We start from the raw sequence: 16,084 nt of genomic DNA, 5'->3' as shown, positions 1-16,084 counted from the left end.
TTGGTCAAATTTTGGTCACACTTTGGTCAAAGATTCCAAAAATACTAACCTATTTTAAAAAGCTAACTTGTGATGATTGCCTTTAAACTAACACTTTGAATATTCTTTGTTTTTCTTTACACTTCCCAAAATGCCCCCTGCAGGAATCGAACCTGCAACTACTCCTTAGGAGGGAGTTGTTATATCCATTGAACTAAGGGAGCTAGAGAAAAACCCTGCTGGGTGAGCAGAGTCTTTTAGTCGAATTAACGACGGATTTCTTTGATACGAGCTGCTTTACCTTGAAGCGCACGCAAGTAGTACAATTTCGCACGACGTACTTTACCGTAACGAACAACTTCGATCTTTTCAACACGTGGAGTGTGGATTGGGAAGATACGCTCAACACCTACACCGTTAGAGATTTTACGAACTGTGTAGTTTTCTGAGATGCCAGCACCTTTACGTGCAATAACAACACCTTCAAAAATCTGGATACGTTCACGGTTACCTTCGACAACTTTCGCGTGTACACGAACAGTGTCACCAGGACGGAATGATGGGATATCTGTACGAAGTTGACCTTCAGTCAAGCTTTGGATTAATGGATTCATTTTATTCTCCTATCTTTGTCAATCTTGAGGAACCTTCCTCAGCGGATAAACTGTATTTTTGTGCGTCCATTACACACAAGATAAAGTTTACCAAATTTCTAGATAAAAGTAAAGAAATTTATAGCAGAATTCCTAAAAAAATCGCTAGAAACCCGCCTATGTAAGTTATGAGTAAATAGCTATAAAATACCTTCTTGTCACTTAACAGTCTTTGCAACTCGTCATTCAGAGTTGAAAAGGTCGTCAACCCGCCACAGAAACCTGTCGCTAGGATAGCATAGACTTCCTTAGACTCCACATGGTTGTAGAGCAAGCCAATCAAAAAACAACCGAGAAGATTGGCTATGAGAGTTCCTAGGGGCAATTTAGAAGCTTGATTATAGCGAGAAAAGAAATACCGAACTAGGGCTCCGAAGCCACAGGCGATTGCAAGATAGACGATTACCATTTCTTCCTCCCTAGAACATAAGCCAAGAGCAGGCCTCCACCAATACTCAAAAGTAGGTAGATGCCCAAACTAAGATAACGCCCTGTATCAAGCAGTTTCACAGCATCAAGCATTAGACTAGAAAAGGTTGTTAAACCACCACAAAAGCCTGTACCCAGAGCCAAAACCAAACCTTTACTAGTTCCCTTATAACCCAGATAGCCTTTCACCAGATAGACCAGGCAGAAAATGCCCAGATAGTTGACAAGAAGGGTCCCCCAAGGAAAGTCTGGACTGACTGGCAACTGACTAGATACAAAGTAGCGGACAAGGCCTCCCACCATTGCAGCCAGAAAAATTCCGAGCGGATAAAATTGTTCTTTTTTCATTTGATGTTTTGATCCTGATAATCACGCGAACGTTTGAGAATGTCTGAAAAAGTCGCAACAATGGTCTCCTGATAGCGCTTATCTTCCACTCGATTTTTGACTTTTTCAAAAATAACTTCTTCTCTCTTACTATCTAAAATAGGTTTTCCTGAGGCCTTCTTATAGGCAACTACATCCTCAACCAAGTGCATTCGTTCTTCCAAGAGCTTAACAATTTGGTCATCGATTTGATCAATTTCTTGCCGAATACTAGCTAAATCCATAGTGTCTCCTCCTTTATTTGAATTATTGTATCAAAAAGCCTCTAAATAGGCTAGTAAAATCTTGTTTAACTACTAAAAACTGCACCGACTCCTTCCAGTCAGCGCAGTTTGATTCTTATCCTACTTTTGCAGCCAATTCTTCTGCGAATTGTTCCAAGCGTTCGATGTCTTCTGCTTCAGCAGAAAGATCAACTTTAACACACTCTGAACCTTTTTCTGCTCCTGTCGCTACAAAAACGCGTTCAAAGTCATCGACAGCCTTACAAAATTCGTCGTAGAAGGTATCACCTGAACCGACCACTCCGTAGATTTTGCCATTCAAGTTGAGATCTGCTAGGTCTTCGTAGAAGTCCATCATCTCATCTGGCAATTCTCCATCACCGTAAGTATATGTTGCAACGATTGCGATATCCGCTTCCAAGAAGTCTGAAGCGTCAACAGTCGTACATTCATCAACATCGACATCCAATCCCAAGTCACGCAATTTGTCTGCTACAATATCTGCAATTTCTTCGGTATTACCGGTCATACTGGCAAATACAATTTTTGCTAATGCCATATCGTCCTCCTCAATCTATCTTTCTCCATTATATCATATCTTTTTCATTTTAAAAATAAAAATTCTTATGCTACAATGAAATGAGAAAGAATTGAGGTTACTTATGGAAATTTGCCAGCAAATATTAGAGAAAATCAAAGAATACGATACCATTATCATTCATCGTCATATGAAACCAGATCCTGATGCCTTGGGAAGTCAGGTAGGCTTGAAAGCTCTTCTCAAACACCATTTTCCAGAAAAGACCATCAAAGCAGTCGGTTTTAACGAACCAACTCTAGCTTGGATGGCGGAAATGGATACTGTCCAAGATAGTGACTACCAAGGAGCCCTTGCTATTATTTGTGATACAGCGAATCGTCCTCGTATCGATGATAAACGCTATGAACAAGCTGCTTTCACCATCAAAATCGATCACCATCCCAATGATGATATCTATGGTGACCTATCTTGGGTGGATACAAGTTCAAGCAGTGCCAGTGAGATGATCGCTCTATTTGCTCAAGAAAATCAGCTATCTTTGTCTAGTGAAACGGCACGACTTCTCTATGCAGGAATTGTCGGGGACACAGGGCGTTTTCTCTACCCTTCAACCAGTGCCCGTACCTTTAGAATAGCTGGCCAGCTCCGAGAAGTTGATTTTGACTTTGCTGGATTGTCTCGTCAAATGGATACTATGAGCTTCAAGATTGCAAAATTGCAAGGCTTTGTCTATGATCATTTAGAAGTCGATGAGAATGGAGCTGCACGCGTTCTGCTTACTCAAGACATCTTGAAACAATACAAGGTTACGGATGCTGAAACGGCTGCAATTGTCGGAGCACCTGGTCGAATCGATACTGTTAAGGCTTGGGCTATCTTTGTTGAGCAAGCTGATGGTCACTTCCGTGTGCGAATGCGCAGTAAAATCACCCCTATCAATGAAATAGCCAAACAACACGACGGGGGAGGGCATCCATTAGCCAGTGGTGCCAATTCCTATAGTCTAGAAGAAAACGAAATCATCTATCAAAAGTTAAAAAACTTGCTTAAAAACTAATAAAATACTTGCCAAACTTTTTAGAATCTGATAGACTAGTATGGTAACAATCTATGGCTCGCAAAGAGACCATGGCAGAAAGGAAATATTGCAAAATGAAAAAAGATATCCATCCAGAATATCGCCCAGTTGTCTTCATGGACACAACTACTGGTTACAAATTCCTTAGCGGTTCAACTAAACGCTCTAACGAAACTGTTGAGTTCGAAGGCGAAACTTACCCATTGATCCGTGTGGAAATTTCATCAGACTCACACCCATTCTACACTGGACGTCAAAAGTTCACTCAAGCAGATGGACGCGTGGATCGTTTCAACAAAAAATACGGTCTCAAATAATCATAAAAAGAACAGTTACTACTGTTCTTTTTTTTTTTACTTCTTTTTATGTTTTTATGAACCAACCACTGCTATTATCTCAATATCAAGCTTCAAGCTAGTACCGAAAACTAATTTGAACAAGTTTAAAAAATATCAAAAAGAAGTTTGATATTGAGAATGGTTAAGATAATGGAAACTGCGTAACCTAGGATTGTGTTCCACTTGGCATTGGTGAATTCTCCCATCAGTGACTTTTTAGAGGTTAGATAAATCAAGGGGAAAATTGAAAACGGAAGAGCGATTGAAAGAAAGACCTGTGAATAGACCAATAACTGATCCAAGGTTTTTTCTTGATACCCAAATAAAACGGCGACTATAATCACAGGTAGCAAGGCAAAAATACGGGTACCGATACGGATAAGCCACTGAGGCAATCTTAGATGTAAGAAACCTTCCATGACAATCTGTCCTGTCAAAGTGCCTGTAATGGTCGAATTTTGACCACTTGCTAAGAGAGCTAGAGCAAATAAAGTTGACAGAGTTGAACTGGCTATCGCTCCTGCTATCGTCGAATCCTGTAAAGCATTGTACATTTGGGAGAAAGCTGAAATTTCAGATGCATGACCAAAAAAGAGAGAGGCCCCTAAAATAAGAAGTAAGGAATTGACAATAAAGGCTAAGGACAACTGAAGATTTGAATCCCAGGTCATAAAACGCACGGCTTTTCGAACATCCTTCTTATCTTTGTGATTGATTTTCCTTGTCTGGGATAGAGAGGAATGAAGATAGAGATTATGGGGCATGACTGTCGCTCCCACAATTCCTAGAGCCAGGGTCAATTGGCTTTCATGACCAGGCAATGGTGTTTCAAATAATGTTGGAGTTGGTAAGTAACCACCAAAAATACCCTGAATACTTGGACTGGATAAGGCCACCAGATAGGTAAAGATGGCTAATATGGTTAAAATTAGGGTCGTAACAATGGCTTCAATTTTTTTGAAGCCAAATTTCATCAACAACAACAAAAGAAATACATCTAAAACGGTTAAGAGGATAGCGACCATAATCGGTATTTTAAACAAAAGATTTAAGGCAATCGCTGAACCTAGAACCTCAGCCAAGTCTGTCGCCATTAAAGCTAATTCTAAAATCACCCACAAACTATAGCGAAGCCACTTGGGAGCATGATGAGCTGTGGCCTGCGCTAGGTCCATCCTAGTCACGATACCGAGCTTCCCAGCCATCTGTTGTAGCTGCATAGCAATGATGGATGAAATTAAAATAACAAATAAAAGGCTGTACTTGTAGGAGGCGCCACCAACCACACTGGTAATCCAATTTCCAGGATCCATGTAGCCAACTGCCACAAGTGCACCAGGTCCTAAGAATGCTTTTAGATTTTGCCAAAAATGATTGTTATTTGGAGTCTCAATAGATTGATTGATCTCAGAAAGAGAGACTTTTTCATAAGAGGACATAGGGATTTCCCACTTTCTAATCTGTCTTTACATATTTCTTAATAGAATATTTTTTGAAAGAATGATGAAAATAGTTTACCTATTTCCAATTCACCCTTATTATATCACATTTTAGAATGATTCCTAAGAAAACAAATGATAGTTGAAATAAACAATATCAGTATTGTAAAAGCCAGCGTTTTTTGACGCTGGCTTTAAAACTGTGAAAATTCTTTCTCAACTAGATCGCTTCTGTGACGAAACTACGGCTTTCTAGCACCTTGAGCATGGCATTAGCTGTATCTAGGGCTGTAAAGAGTGGCACTCCGTGTTCAATGGCTGAACGACGGATTTGCTCCCCATCTTCGTCAGCAGTTCGTTTGGTTCCGACAGTATTGATGATCGCTTGGATTTTCCCTTTGCGGACAAAGCTTGGGATATCCTGTTCATCGTCACCAATCTTACCAACAGGTTGAGCTTGCAGTCCATGACTCGCAAAGAAGGCTGCTGTCCCTTCTGTCGCGAGGATACCGTAGCCGATATTTTGGAAACGACGAGCCAAGTCCAAGGCTTCATCTTTGGCATCATCAGCGATGGTAAAGACCACATTTCCAAAAGTTGGCAAGTGCAGGTAAGAAGCTTCAAAGGCCTTGTACAAAGCTTTTTCAAGAGTAGTATCAGAACCCATAACTTCCCCTGTTGACTTCATTTCAGGACCGAGCAAGCTGTCTACCTTAGCTAGTTTCGTAAAGGAGAAGACTGGCGCCTTGATATGAACGCGAGTGCTTTCTGGATAAAGTCCATCTTGGTAGCCAAGTTCTTCAAGACTTTGACCAAGAATGAGCTTGGTTGCTACTTGAGCCATAGGAATATTGGTTACCTTAGACAGGAATGGAACCGTACGGCTAGCACGCGGATTGACCTCAATAACGTAGACTTTTTCATCCTTGATGACAAACTGTATGTTCATCATACCAAGACAGTTAAGACCGATTGCTAGGCGTTTGGTATAGTCTGCGATAGTTTCCTGAACCTTTTGCGACAAGGTTTGTGGTGGGTAAACGGCCATTGAGTCACCTGAGTGGACACCGGCACGTTCAATGTGCTCCATGATACCAGGGATGAGGACATTTTCTCCGTCTGAGATGGCATCGACTTCACACTCTTGCCCAACGATGTAAGAGTCAACAAGGACTGGATGGTCTGGACTAGCCTTAACAGCGGTACGCATGTAAGAGCGAAGGTCTTCCTCATTTTCCACGATTTCCATAGCACGTCCACCCAAAACATAAGAAGGACGAACGAGAACTGGGAAACCAATTTTGCGAGCTGCAAGCACAGCTTCTTCTTCATTAGTTGCTGTTTGACCAGGTGGCTGTGGAATATCCAAGTCTTTAAGCGCTTGTTCAAAGAGGTCACGGTCTTCGGCACGGTCTAGGTCAGCGACTTGCGTACCAAGGATGGTCACACCTGCTTTTGCCAATGGCTCCGCAAGGTTGATAGCTGTTTGACCACCAAACTGAACGATAACGCCTTTTGGTTGCTCCAAGTCGATAACATTCATAACATCTTCGAAAGTCAATGGTTCAAAGTAGAGCTTGTCAGATACCGAGAAGTCTGTAGAAACTGTCTCTGGGTTTGAGTTCATAATGATGGCTTCGTAGCCAGCAGCCTGGATAGCCTTAACCGAGTGAACAGTTGCGTAGTCAAACTCAACCCCTTGTCCTATACGGATTGGACCCGAACCTAGTACTAGTACAGATTCCTTGTCAGATCTGATAGATTCATTTTCCCATCCATAGGTTGAATAGAAATATGGGGTTTCAGAGTCGAACTCTGCCGCACACGTATCGACCATCTTGTAGACTGGGATAATCTTGCCTTCCAAGCGAAGTTGGCGAACTTGATCAGCTGTTGTTTTCCAGAGTTCAGCAATCTTACGATCTGAGAAGCCATTGAGTTTGGCTGTTTTCAAGACGTCTAAATCTTGAGGATGAGCGCCCAATTCTTGCTCAATTTCAAAGATATGCAAGAGTTTATCAAGATAGAAGAGATCAATTTTAGTCAATTCAGCAATTTCTTCTGGAGTATAGCCACGGCGAATGGCTTCTGATACGTAGAAGAGACGGTCATCTTGGGCTTTAACAACTTTTTCAATCAAGGCATCATCAGAAACGGTTGCAAGTTCAGGCATTTCATTGTGGTGAACGCCAATTTCAAGTGAACGACATGCCTTGAGAAGTGACTCCTCGATGTTACGACCGATAGCCATGACTTCACCAGTTGCTTTCATCTGGGTACCAAGACGACGCTCACCTTTTTCAAACTTGTCAAATGGGAAACGTGGAATCTTAGCAACGACGTAGTCAAGGGCTGGCTCAAACATGGCATAGGTTGAACCTGTAACTGGGTTGATGATCTCATCCAAAGTCAAACCGACAGCAATCTTGGCAGCCAATTTAGCAATTGGATAACCCGTCGCCTTAGAAGCAAGGGCTGACGAACGCGATACACGAGGGTTTACTTCGATAACATAGTACTTGAAGCTATGGGGGTCAAGGGCCAGCTGAACGTTACACCCACCTTCAATCTTGAGGGCACGAATAATGCTCAAGCTCGCGTCACGTAGCATTTGGTTTTCATAGTCTGACATGGTTTGCGCAGGAGCAAATACAATAGAATCCCCTGTGTGAATCCCCACTGGGTCAAAGTTTTCCATGTTACAAACAACGAGGGCATTGTCAGCTGAGTCGCGCATGACTTCGTACTCGATTTCCTTGAAACCTGCAATCGAACGTTCAATCAAACATTGGGTAACAGGTGACAATTTCAACCCATTTTCAGCGATTTCACGTAGTTCTTCCTCGTTGGCACACATACCACCACCAGTACCACCTAGGGTAAAGGCTGGACGGACAATGACTGGGTATCCAATTGTCGCTGCAAAGGCAACTGCTTCTTCTACTGTGTTGACAATTTCAGATTCTGGAATTGGTTGCTCAAGCTCTTCCATCAATTGTTTAAAGAGGTCACGGTCCTCAGCTTGGTCGATAGCAGATAGTTTAGTCCCCAGAAGTTCGACACCAAGCTCATCTAGAATACCGTTTTTAGACAATTCCATGGCCATGTTCAGACCCGTCTGACCGCCAAGAGTTGGAAGCAAAGCATCTGGACGTTCCTTACGGAGAATACGCGTCACAAACTCAAGTGTGATTGGCTCGATGTAGACCTTGTCTGCAATCTCCTTGTCCGTCATGATGGTTGCAGGATTTGAATTCACCAAGACAACTTCATAACCTTCCTCTTTCAAAGACAAGCAGGCCTGGGTCCCCGCATAGTCAAACTCAGCAGCCTGACCAATAATAATCGGACCAGAACCAATCACCATAATTTTTTGAATATCAGTACGTTTAGGCATTTATAAGATATTAAGGGCGTCAAGCGGACAAAGCTAAAATAGGAGTTATGACGAAGAACTATCAGTTCTAGGAATAACTATCTTTTTAGCGCCGTCCGTAGCCCGTATTCAGTTCAGCAAATACGGACTACCCTTCTCCTTTCTATTCGGCAACTCTCTGGTTGCCATTAAATAAGATACAAAGGACGAATAGAAAGCGATTGAATTTTAGGAAACCAAGGAAGGATTGACAATCCAAGTTGGTTTCTCTAAATTCCGAGCTTTCCGTCCGTGTTCAGTTACATAAATTCTCCGACGAGCTTTTGCTCGTTCTTAATTTGATTGTTTAAAGGCTTCCATCATCTCGATAAATTCATCAAAGAGGTAGCTTGCGTCGTGTGGACCAGGAGCTGCATCTGGATGGTATTGGACAGAGAAAGCAGGTTGGTATCTGTGACGCACACCTTCAACTGACTTGTCATTGATTTCTTCGTGGGTAATGATCAAGTGCTCTGGCAAGTCCTCACGACTGACTGCATAACCGTGGTTTTGGCTAGTAAAGTCTACACGGCCTGTAGCAATCTCACGTACCGCGTGGTTAAATCCACGATGACCAAATTTCATCTTGTATGTCTTAGCCCCGTTTGCCATAGCAAAGAGTTGGTGCCCCATACAAATCCCGAAGATTGGGATTTTCCCTTGCACACCACGAATCATGTCCAGTGCTTCTGGAACGTCTTCTGGGTTACCTGGACCATTTGACAACATAACTCCATCAGGATTTAGGTGGAGAATTTCTTCTGCCGTTGTTGAATACGGAACGACGGTCACGTTACAGTTGCGTTTGGAAAGTTCACGTAAAATTGAGTGCTTGAGACCAAAGTCTACTAAGACCACACTCAAACCAACTCCTGGAGCTGGATAGGAAGTTTTAGTAGAAACCTGTTTGATATTGTCTGTCGGCAAGACTGTTGCTTGGAGCTGGTCCGTCACATGGTCCATACTGTCTCCAACATGGGTCAAGGTTGCACGCATAGTACCATGCTTACGGATAATCTTGGTAAGTGCACGCGTATCAATCCCTGAAATACCCGGAATTTTCTTGGCTTTCAAAAACTCATCCAGCGTCATTTGGTTGCGCCAGTTGCTAGCTCGACGCGCCTCTTCGAAAACGACAACTCCCTTACAAGTTGGAATGATGGATTCATAATCATCACGGTTAATTCCATAATTTCCCACCAAAGGATAAGTAAAGGTCAAGATTTGTCCATTATAAGACTGGTCTGTAATGGATTCTTGGTAGCCGGTCATCCCTGTGTTAAAGACGATCTCACCTGTTACATCAATATCTGCTCCGAAGGCCTTGCCTTCAAAAACTGTGCCATCTTCTAATACTAGAAGTCTTTTTGTCATATTTTCACCTCTCGTGGACGCTCACTGGCGTCTTTTAACGTCTTGTGTTTTAGTTGGCGCTTCTACTCGCCAATACGGATTCTAAGATTGCCATTCGAACAAAGACACCATTGGTCATTTGTTGGACAATGCGTGATTTTGGTGCTTCAACCAAGTGGTCAGCAATTTCCACATCTCGATTCACTGGAGCAGGATGCATAATGATTGCTGTTTCTTTTAAGCGATTATAGCGTTCTTGGTTCAAACCGTGTTGAGCATGGTAGTCTTCTTTTGAAAAGACCGCTCCACTTTCGTGGCGTTCATGTTGAACTCGGAGTAACATCAAAACATCCACCTGATCAACAATCTCATCAATAGTTACAAACTGTCCATAGTCCGCAAACTCTTGACTTCTCCATTCCTCAGGTCCTGCAAAGAACAGTTCAGCTCCCAAGCGTTTCAAAATCTGCATATTGGATTTGGCAACGCGTGAGTGGTTGAGGTCGCCAGCGATAGCCACCTTAAGACCTTCAAAATGTCCAAATTCTTCATAAATTGTCATCAAATCAAGCAAACTTTGACTAGGGTGTTGCCCTGAACCGTCCCCACCATTGATAATCGAAGTTGTGATGGTCGGGCTAGCAATCAACTCTCTATAGTAGTCCACCTCTGGGTGACGAATGACACAGGCATCTACTCCAAGTGCAGACAGTGTCAAGATGGTATCATACAGTGTCTCACCCTTATTGACCGAACTAGTCTTCACATCAAAGTCCAGTCGCTCCAATCCTAGCTTAATCTCTGCCACTTCAAAGGACTTATGTGTCCGTGTAGAATCTTCAAAGAAGAGATTCGATACGATAGGTTTGTTCTCGTAGGGGAGTTGGACTCCGTTTTTAAACTCGATTCCTCGTTTGATCAATTTCATCACTTGATCAACCGTGAGGTCTTCCATGGAAACCACATGGTTCAATGCTTGTTGATTTTCTGACATGGCTACTCCTTCAGCTTTCTAAGCTTCTTCAGTAATCAGAACTCTGTCTTGGCCATCAAGTTCTGTCATCTCTACGATGATCTCTTCAGAACGGCTAGTTGGGATATTTTTCCCAACGTAATCTGGACGGATTGGCAATTCTCTATGTCCACGATCTACTAGTACCGCAAGGCTCACGCGCGCAGGACGACCATGACCAACAATATTATCAATAGCGGCACGGATGGTACGGCCTGTATAGAGTACATCATCCACCAAGATAACTTCACGGTCTGTCACATCAACAGAAATCAAAGAAGTATCTTCTCCGCTTTTAACATCATCACGGAAAGGTTTGGTGTCCAATTCCACAACAGGAACAGTGATGTTTTCCAACTGCTCCAAGCGTTCTTTGATACGATGAGCGATGAAAACACCACGCGTTTTTATCCCAGCTAGGATAATCTTATTCAAATCTTTATTGCGCTCGATAATCTCATAAGTAATTCGCGTAATCGCTCGTTTGACAGTCAATTCGTCTACAACTTCTTTTGTCTTCATGACAAACCTCCAAAAAGAAAAGTCTCCTTAAACAAGGAGACTTCAGAATGTATAGCCAAGCCAGCCCTACTGTAAAGAGTATAGACTTCTGCTATCTATTGATCCGACTCCTTGCCTGCCTCACGGGACAGGTTTAAAGGAATATTTTATTGTTATTACTATATCACAAAGAATGGAGCAATGCAAGAAAAAAACATAAAATTTTCATCTTATAACGAACTAAAATCATATAATTGTGGATAGTGATCGCATTCTGGATTTTTTGGATGACAGATAGCCCGTCCAAAGTAAATCATGGCTTGATGGGCTGCCAACCATTTCTCTGGTGGCAGAATATCCATGACACGTTTTTCTACTTCGAGTGGCGTGGCCGATTTTTTGACAATATCATGGTGCTTACAGATACGTTCAACATGAGTGTCTACTGCAAAGGCTGGAATTCCAAAGCCCACACTCATGACTACGTTAGCTGTTTTGCGTCCAACACCTGCTAGACTTTCTAATTCCTCGCGAGTCTGAGGGACTTTACCATCAAAATCATCTAGTAGCTGTTGGGCACATTTTTTTAGAAACTTGGCCTTATTTCGATAAAGTCCTAGGCGGGAAATGTGTGAGGCAATTTCACTTTCAGTCGCGACAGACATGGCTTGTGGCGTTGGAAATGCAGCAAAGAGACCTGGCGTGGCCTTATTTACCGCTGCATCTGTCGTCTGGGCTGACAGCATCACTGCAACCAAGAGTTCAAAATGATTGGTAAAATCAAGACTAGGCTTAGCATCTGGAAAAAGGGCAATAATTTCCTCTATGACATGACGGGCACGTTTCTTGGATAAAACCATCTACTCGTCTCCATCAAACAGTCCTTGCAAGCCAGCAAATGGACTGTTTTCTTCTTTCTTGACTGCTTGTTGGGCTTGGTATTCATCTTCAGTCATGATTTGCCAGTCGTTTCCTGACACAAAACCTTGGCCCGCCTCTTCTTCTGCCGTCAAGACTTTGATAGGGATATTGAGCAGAATATTATCTGCTACGCTCTCAGCAAGGTCGATTTCCCCATTTTCGATAGGCAAGACCAAGTCATCGTCTAAAACTTCTTGATCCAGTTGGTTGGTTGCTCCTTCCATGAAGACCTCTGTCACTGGATAAGACTCCTCCAACTCAACTGGCTCCATACTGCGGCTGGAAGCAAGGACAATGGTATAAGATAACTGATAGTCTAAAAAATACATACGGTCTTCGTACTGGATCTTTCCCACTGCTAGGATATCTTTGACATCTAAAATTTCTTGATTACGTTTACGCAAGTCTGCGACAAGGTCCAAAGTTTGTTCAAAGTGTAGGCCTTCAGGCTGCTTACGAATTTCTTGAATGTTTAACTTCATATTTCCTCCATAAAGATGTACTCACTTGATTATACCATGAAAAGGCTATAAGTCAGCCTCCCAAACTTTGATATTAAAATCTTATTTTTTAACATATTTACTATGACAAACTTTCCTATTAGTGCTATACTATAGGCAAGAATACACCAGAGCAAGGAGGATGCTCATATGGAAGATAAAGCACTCATCACTGAAGCTTACCAACTCCTTTCCGAGTTAAATAAAAGCTACCAAAGTTGCAAACAAGGTACAGCCGATGATCTTCGACTGCAAGAGCTACTGAACACCACTCTTAAGGAACTAAAAACAGCAGAAAAGCTGGACAACAGTATCTTAATCGACCTTGAGAAATTTTACCAACGCACCAGTCTTCTGATTGGACTGGGTAGCCTAAAACTGAATGATCAAGCACGCACCGCTTGGCGCAACTATGGCAAGTTCCACTACGAACATGTCAAACACGTACTGACTCTCTATGGACCTGTTTTCGGATTTTAGAGTTTATAATTTTAGGTTTACTATTGACAAAATTTCCTGAAAGGTATAGGATAGAGGTACTAATACTCGGAGGTAAGGGAGACATGAACAACTAAGTCTATCAAATAAAGAATCTTTATTTAGTAGATCTTGTTTTTGTCTCTTTTTGTGTGCTCTTTTCATACTAGATTTTCTAGTATCTTGTCCCCATTGAAAATCAAAAAACTAGAAAGCTATGCTCCTCTTGGGTTGGGTTAGGCAACTCCAAGCTAGTTTGACGAGTTTTTCAACGAGGATAATAGAGTTTTGACAGTGACTTTGGGCTCTACTAGATAAAGTAGAGCTTTTTGTTATGCACTATCGACATTCTAGAAAGGGCAACAATATGATAAAAATCAACCATCTAACTATCACGCAAAACAAAGATCTACGAGATCTTGTATCTGACCTAACCACGACTATCCAAGACGGGGAAAAGGTTGCTATTATTGGTGAAGAAGGAAATGGCAAATCGACTTTACTACGAGCTTTAATGGGGGAAGCATTACCTGATTTTACTATCAAGGGCGACATCCAGTCTGATCTTCAATCACTGGCCTACATTCCTCAAAAACTCCCTGAAATCCTGAAAAATAGGACTCTACATGACTACTTCTTTTTAGATTCTGCTGATTTAGACTACAGTATCCTTTATCGTTTGGCGGAGGAGTTGCACTTTGATAGCGACCGTTTTGCTAGCGACCAAGAAATTGGCAGTCTATCAGGGGGCGAAGCTTTGAAAATTCAGCTCATTCACGAGTTAGCAAAACCTTTTGAGATTCTATTTTTAGATGAACCTTCAAATGACCTTGACCTTGAGACGGTTGATTGGCTAAAAAGGCAGATTCGAAAGATTAGTCAAACTGTTATTTTCATTTCCCATGATGAAGACTTTCTTTCTCATACGGCAGATACTATTGTCCACTTGCGGCTGGTCAAGCATCGGAAAGAAGCGGAAACGCTAGTCGAGCATTTAGACTATGATCGCTATAGTGAGCAGAGAAAGGCTAGTTTTGCAAGGCAAAGTCAGCAAGCTGCTAACGACCAGAGAGCCTATGACAAAACCATGGAAAAGCATCGTCGCGTCAAGCAAAATGTAGAAACTGTACTTCGAGCTACCAAAGACAGTACTGCCGGTCGCCTATTGGCTAAAAAGATGAAAACTGTTCTCTCTCAAGAAAAACGCTTTGAAAAGGAAGCTCAGTCCATGACCCAAAAACCACTTGAAGAGGAACAAATCCAACTTTTCTTTTCAGACATCCAACCATTACCGGCTTCTAAAGTCTTAATCCAACTGGAAAAAGAAAATTTATCCATTGGCGAGCGCATTTTAGTTCAGGGGATACAACTCACTGTCCGTGGCCAAGATAAAATCGGTATCATCGGGCCAAATGGTGTTGGGAAATCAACTCTGTTAGCCAAGTTGCAGCAACTACTAAGCGCCAAAAGAGAAATTTCACTTGGTTATATGCCACAAGATTACCATAAAAAACTGCAATTGAATTTATCTCCAGTAGCCTATCTCAGCAAAACTGGGGAAAAAGAAGAACTACAGAAAATCCAATCTCACCTAGCCAGTCTCAATTTCAGCTATCCAGAGATGCACCACCAAATTCGCTCCCTATCTGGTGGGCAACAAGGTAAACTCCTACTTTTAGATTTAGTGTTGCGCAAACCAAACTATCTCCTTCTGGATGAGCCCACACGAAACTTTTCTCCCACTTCTCAACCCGAAATCAGAAAACTCTTTGCCTCCTATCCCGGCGGTCTGATCACTGTTTCGCATGACAGACGCTTCTTAAAAGAGGTCTGTACGAGTATCTATCGTTTGACAGATCGTGGTTTGGAAGTTGTTGATTTACAAGATTTATAAATGTTGAACATAGCAAAAATCCAGAGACGATCTCTGGATTTTTTTACATCTGTTTCAAGCGTTCGATTCGTTCTGAGATAGGTGGGTGGGTATAAAAGAGTTTTTGTAGTCCGCCACCTTTCTTGGGATCATTGATGTACAGAGCGCTGCTGGCATCGTCAACATGGTGATGCATCGGCTCGCTATTGTCCAACTTGCGCAAGGCATTGATCATCCCTTGAGGATTGCGAGTCAGCTCCACACTGGATGCATCCGCCAAAAATTCCCTCTGACGGGAAATGGCTAGTTGCACCAAGGTTGCTGCGAGAGGTGCCAGAACAATGGCTAAGAGAGAGATGACAAGCATAATAATCTCTAAACCATTTCCATCACGATCATTGTCACTCCGTCTGCGGCCTGCACCACCCCACCACATCATCCGTCCTGCCATACTAGACAGAAGGGTAATGGCACTGGCGAGCGCTACAGCAATGGTCGAAATGCGAATATCGTAGTTTCGGATATGACTGACCTCATGTCCCATAACAGCTTCCAGCTCCTCACGATTCATAATTGCTAGGAGACCCGAAGTGGCCGCAACTGCCGCATTCTGAGGGTTGGAACCTGTTGCAAAGGCATTTAAAGAAGAATCCTCAATGATGAAAACACGCGGCATGGGAATCTGAGCGACCATGGCCATATCTTCTACTACATGGTAGAGGTCTGGAGCTGTTTGCTCATCAACCTCACGCGCCCCATTCATAGACATGACAATCTCTGTCGATTGAAAGATCATAGTCAGAGCGTAGATAAGACCAATAATCAAGGCAATAATCATGCCACCAAGACCTGAACGCATAAAGAGATAGCCAACCGCATAACCAACCAAGGCCAAGAGTAGGAAGAAAACCAGCAACAAAATCCAGGTTCTTCGCTTATTGCTTGCAATTTGATCAAACAACAT

17 protein-coding genes and 1 tRNA gene are annotated in these 16,084 nt (G+C 42.4%); 4 read left to right on the top strand and 14 right to left on the bottom strand.

The window, feature by feature from the left end:
• Positions 1–131: 131 nt before the first annotated feature.
• The 6 genes from FQT28_RS03515 to FQT28_RS03490 all read right to left on the bottom strand — a co-directional run bounded on the left by FQT28_RS03515 (position 132) and on the right by FQT28_RS03490 (position 2,231).
• Positions 132–203: transfer RNA gene (locus FQT28_RS03515), tRNA-Arg, on the bottom strand.
• A 42-nt stretch (positions 204–245) separates the two neighbouring features.
• Positions 246–593: a 50S ribosomal protein L19 gene (gene rplS / locus FQT28_RS03510; RefSeq protein ID WP_001068669.1), complete on the bottom strand. Its 348-nt coding sequence runs from the start codon at positions 591–593 to the stop codon at positions 246–248.
• A 118-nt stretch (positions 594–711) separates the two neighbouring features.
• Positions 712–1,041: a fluoride efflux transporter CrcB gene (gene crcB, locus FQT28_RS03505; protein WP_143989434.1), complete on the bottom strand. Its 330-nt coding sequence runs from the start codon at positions 1,039–1,041 to the stop codon at positions 712–714.
• Positions 1,035–1,409, bottom strand: a complete 375-nt coding sequence (crcB, locus tag FQT28_RS03500; RefSeq protein ID WP_143989433.1) for a fluoride efflux transporter CrcB — start codon at positions 1,407–1,409, stop codon at positions 1,035–1,037. Before crcB (FQT28_RS03500) ends, crcB (FQT28_RS03505) begins: the two co-directional genes overlap by 7 nt.
• Positions 1,406–1,672, bottom strand: coding sequence for a chorismate mutase (locus FQT28_RS03495; RefSeq protein ID WP_143989432.1), 267 nt, complete (start codon positions 1,670–1,672; stop codon positions 1,406–1,408). The genes crcB (FQT28_RS03500) and FQT28_RS03495 overlap by 4 nt, the downstream gene beginning before the upstream one ends.
• Positions 1,673–1,787: 115 nt before the next feature.
• A complete protein-coding gene (locus tag FQT28_RS03490; RefSeq protein ID WP_143989431.1) occupies positions 1,788–2,231 on the bottom strand; it encodes a flavodoxin in 444 nt (147 codons plus the stop codon).
• A gap of 103 nt (positions 2,232–2,334) precedes the next feature.
• On the opposite strand from FQT28_RS03490, the gene FQT28_RS03485 reads away from it, so the two are divergent.
• Positions 2,335–3,270, top strand: a complete 936-nt coding sequence (locus FQT28_RS03485; protein ID WP_143989430.1) for a DHH family phosphoesterase — start codon at positions 2,335–2,337, stop codon at positions 3,268–3,270.
• 95 nt (positions 3,271–3,365) lie between these two features.
• Positions 3,366–3,608, top strand: a complete 243-nt coding sequence (locus FQT28_RS03480; protein ID WP_000710762.1) for a type B 50S ribosomal protein L31 — start codon at positions 3,366–3,368, stop codon at positions 3,606–3,608.
• Between the two features lie 125 nt (positions 3,609–3,733).
• Here the strand turns inward: FQT28_RS03480 and FQT28_RS03475 are convergent, their stop codons facing one another.
• From FQT28_RS03475 to FQT28_RS03445, 7 genes are all read right to left on the bottom strand, one after another.
• Positions 3,734–5,068: an Nramp family divalent metal transporter gene (locus FQT28_RS03475; protein ID WP_143989429.1), complete on the bottom strand. Its 1,335-nt coding sequence runs from the start codon at positions 5,066–5,068 to the stop codon at positions 3,734–3,736.
• 220 nt (positions 5,069–5,288) lie between these two features.
• Positions 5,289–8,465 (bottom strand): carbamoyl-phosphate synthase large subunit, encoded by a 3,177-nt coding sequence (gene carB, locus FQT28_RS03470; RefSeq protein ID WP_143989428.1) that lies wholly within the window; start codon positions 8,463–8,465, stop codon positions 5,289–5,291.
• 312 nt (positions 8,466–8,777) lie between these two features.
• Entirely contained in the window at positions 8,778–9,857 is a 1,080-nt protein-coding gene (locus tag FQT28_RS03465) for a carbamoyl phosphate synthase small subunit (RefSeq protein WP_143989427.1), read from the bottom strand.
• A 49-nt stretch (positions 9,858–9,906) separates the two neighbouring features.
• Positions 9,907–10,830 (bottom strand): aspartate carbamoyltransferase catalytic subunit, encoded by a 924-nt coding sequence (locus tag FQT28_RS03460; RefSeq protein WP_143989426.1) that lies wholly within the window; start codon positions 10,828–10,830, stop codon positions 9,907–9,909.
• 18 nt (positions 10,831–10,848) lie between these two features.
• Entirely contained in the window at positions 10,849–11,370 is a 522-nt protein-coding gene (gene pyrR, locus FQT28_RS03455; protein ID WP_000850018.1) for a bifunctional pyr operon transcriptional regulator/uracil phosphoribosyltransferase PyrR, read from the bottom strand.
• A gap of 209 nt (positions 11,371–11,579) precedes the next feature.
• On the bottom strand, positions 11,580–12,209 hold the full coding sequence (nth, locus tag FQT28_RS03450; RefSeq protein WP_143989425.1) for an endonuclease III: 630 nt from the start codon (positions 12,207–12,209) through the stop codon (positions 11,580–11,582).
• A complete protein-coding gene (locus FQT28_RS03445) occupies positions 12,210–12,752 on the bottom strand; it encodes a YceD family protein (RefSeq protein ID WP_143989424.1) in 543 nt (180 codons plus the stop codon).
• 168 nt (positions 12,753–12,920) lie between these two features.
• Here FQT28_RS03445 and FQT28_RS03440 point away from each other — a divergent pair, with 168 nt between their 5' ends.
• Positions 12,921–13,250: a helicase BlpT gene (locus FQT28_RS03440; protein WP_143989423.1), complete on the top strand. Its 330-nt coding sequence runs from the start codon at positions 12,921–12,923 to the stop codon at positions 13,248–13,250.
• A 331-nt stretch (positions 13,251–13,581) separates the two neighbouring features.
• Positions 13,582–15,141, top strand: a complete 1,560-nt coding sequence (locus tag FQT28_RS03435; protein ID WP_143989422.1) for an ATP-binding cassette domain-containing protein — start codon at positions 13,582–13,584, stop codon at positions 15,139–15,141.
• A 43-nt stretch (positions 15,142–15,184) separates the two neighbouring features.
• Here FQT28_RS03435 and htpX read toward each other — a convergent pair whose 3' ends face one another.
• Positions 15,185–16,084, bottom strand: a complete 900-nt coding sequence (htpX, locus tag FQT28_RS03430; protein ID WP_143989421.1) for a zinc metalloprotease HtpX — start codon at positions 16,082–16,084, stop codon at positions 15,185–15,187.

It is taken from the genome of Streptococcus oralis, from assembly GCF_901543815.1.
GTDB classification, from domain to species: domain Bacteria; phylum Bacillota; class Bacilli; order Lactobacillales; family Streptococcaceae; genus Streptococcus; species Streptococcus oralis_CM.
Note: the sequence above shows the minus strand (reverse complement) of the source record. Positions and strands in the feature narration are given on the sequence as shown.

Bases quoted from the DNA above. Each gene is read 5' to 3' on its own strand.
- FQT28_RS03480 (WP_000710762.1), top strand. From the start codon at position 3,366: ATGAAAAAAGATATCCATCCAGAATATCGCCCAGTTGTCTTCATGGAC.
- FQT28_RS03460 (WP_143989426.1), bottom strand. From the start codon at position 10,830: ATGTCAGAAAATCAACAAGCATTGAACCATGTGGTTTCCATGGAAGAC.
- FQT28_RS03490 (WP_143989431.1), bottom strand. From the start codon at position 2,231: ATGGCATTAGCAAAAATTGTATTTGCCAGTATGACCGGTAATACCGAA.
- FQT28_RS03465 (WP_143989427.1), bottom strand. From the start codon at position 9,857: ATGACAAAAAGACTTCTAGTATTAGAAGATGGCACAGTTTTTGAAGGC.
- rplS (WP_001068669.1), bottom strand. From the start codon at position 593: ATGAATCCATTAATCCAAAGCTTGACTGAAGGTCAACTTCGTACAGAT.
- nth (WP_143989425.1), bottom strand. From the start codon at position 12,209: ATGGTTTTATCCAAGAAACGTGCCCGTCATGTCATAGAGGAAATTATT.
- FQT28_RS03485 (WP_143989430.1), top strand. From the start codon at position 2,335: ATGGAAATTTGCCAGCAAATATTAGAGAAAATCAAAGAATACGATACC.
- crcB (WP_143989433.1), bottom strand. From the start codon at position 1,409: ATGAAAAAAGAACAATTTTATCCGCTCGGAATTTTTCTGGCTGCAATG.
- carB (WP_143989428.1), bottom strand. From the start codon at position 8,465: ATGCCTAAACGTACTGATATTCAAAAAATTATGGTGATTGGTTCTGGT.
- FQT28_RS03435 (WP_143989422.1), top strand. From the start codon at position 13,582: ATGCACTATCGACATTCTAGAAAGGGCAACAATATGATAAAAATCAAC.
- FQT28_RS03475 (WP_143989429.1), bottom strand. From the start codon at position 5,068: ATGTCCTCTTATGAAAAAGTCTCTCTTTCTGAGATCAATCAATCTATT.
- crcB (WP_143989434.1), bottom strand. From the start codon at position 1,041: ATGGTAATCGTCTATCTTGCAATCGCCTGTGGCTTCGGAGCCCTAGTT.
- FQT28_RS03440 (WP_143989423.1), top strand. From the start codon at position 12,921: ATGGAAGATAAAGCACTCATCACTGAAGCTTACCAACTCCTTTCCGAG.
- htpX (WP_143989421.1), bottom strand. From the start codon at position 16,084: ATGTTGTTTGATCAAATTGCAAGCAATAAGCGAAGAACCTGGATTTTG.
- FQT28_RS03445 (WP_143989424.1), bottom strand. From the start codon at position 12,752: ATGAAGTTAAACATTCAAGAAATTCGTAAGCAGCCTGAAGGCCTACAC.
- pyrR (WP_000850018.1), bottom strand. From the start codon at position 11,370: ATGAAGACAAAAGAAGTTGTAGACGAATTGACTGTCAAACGAGCGATT.
- FQT28_RS03495 (WP_143989432.1), bottom strand. From the start codon at position 1,672: ATGGATTTAGCTAGTATTCGGCAAGAAATTGATCAAATCGATGACCAA.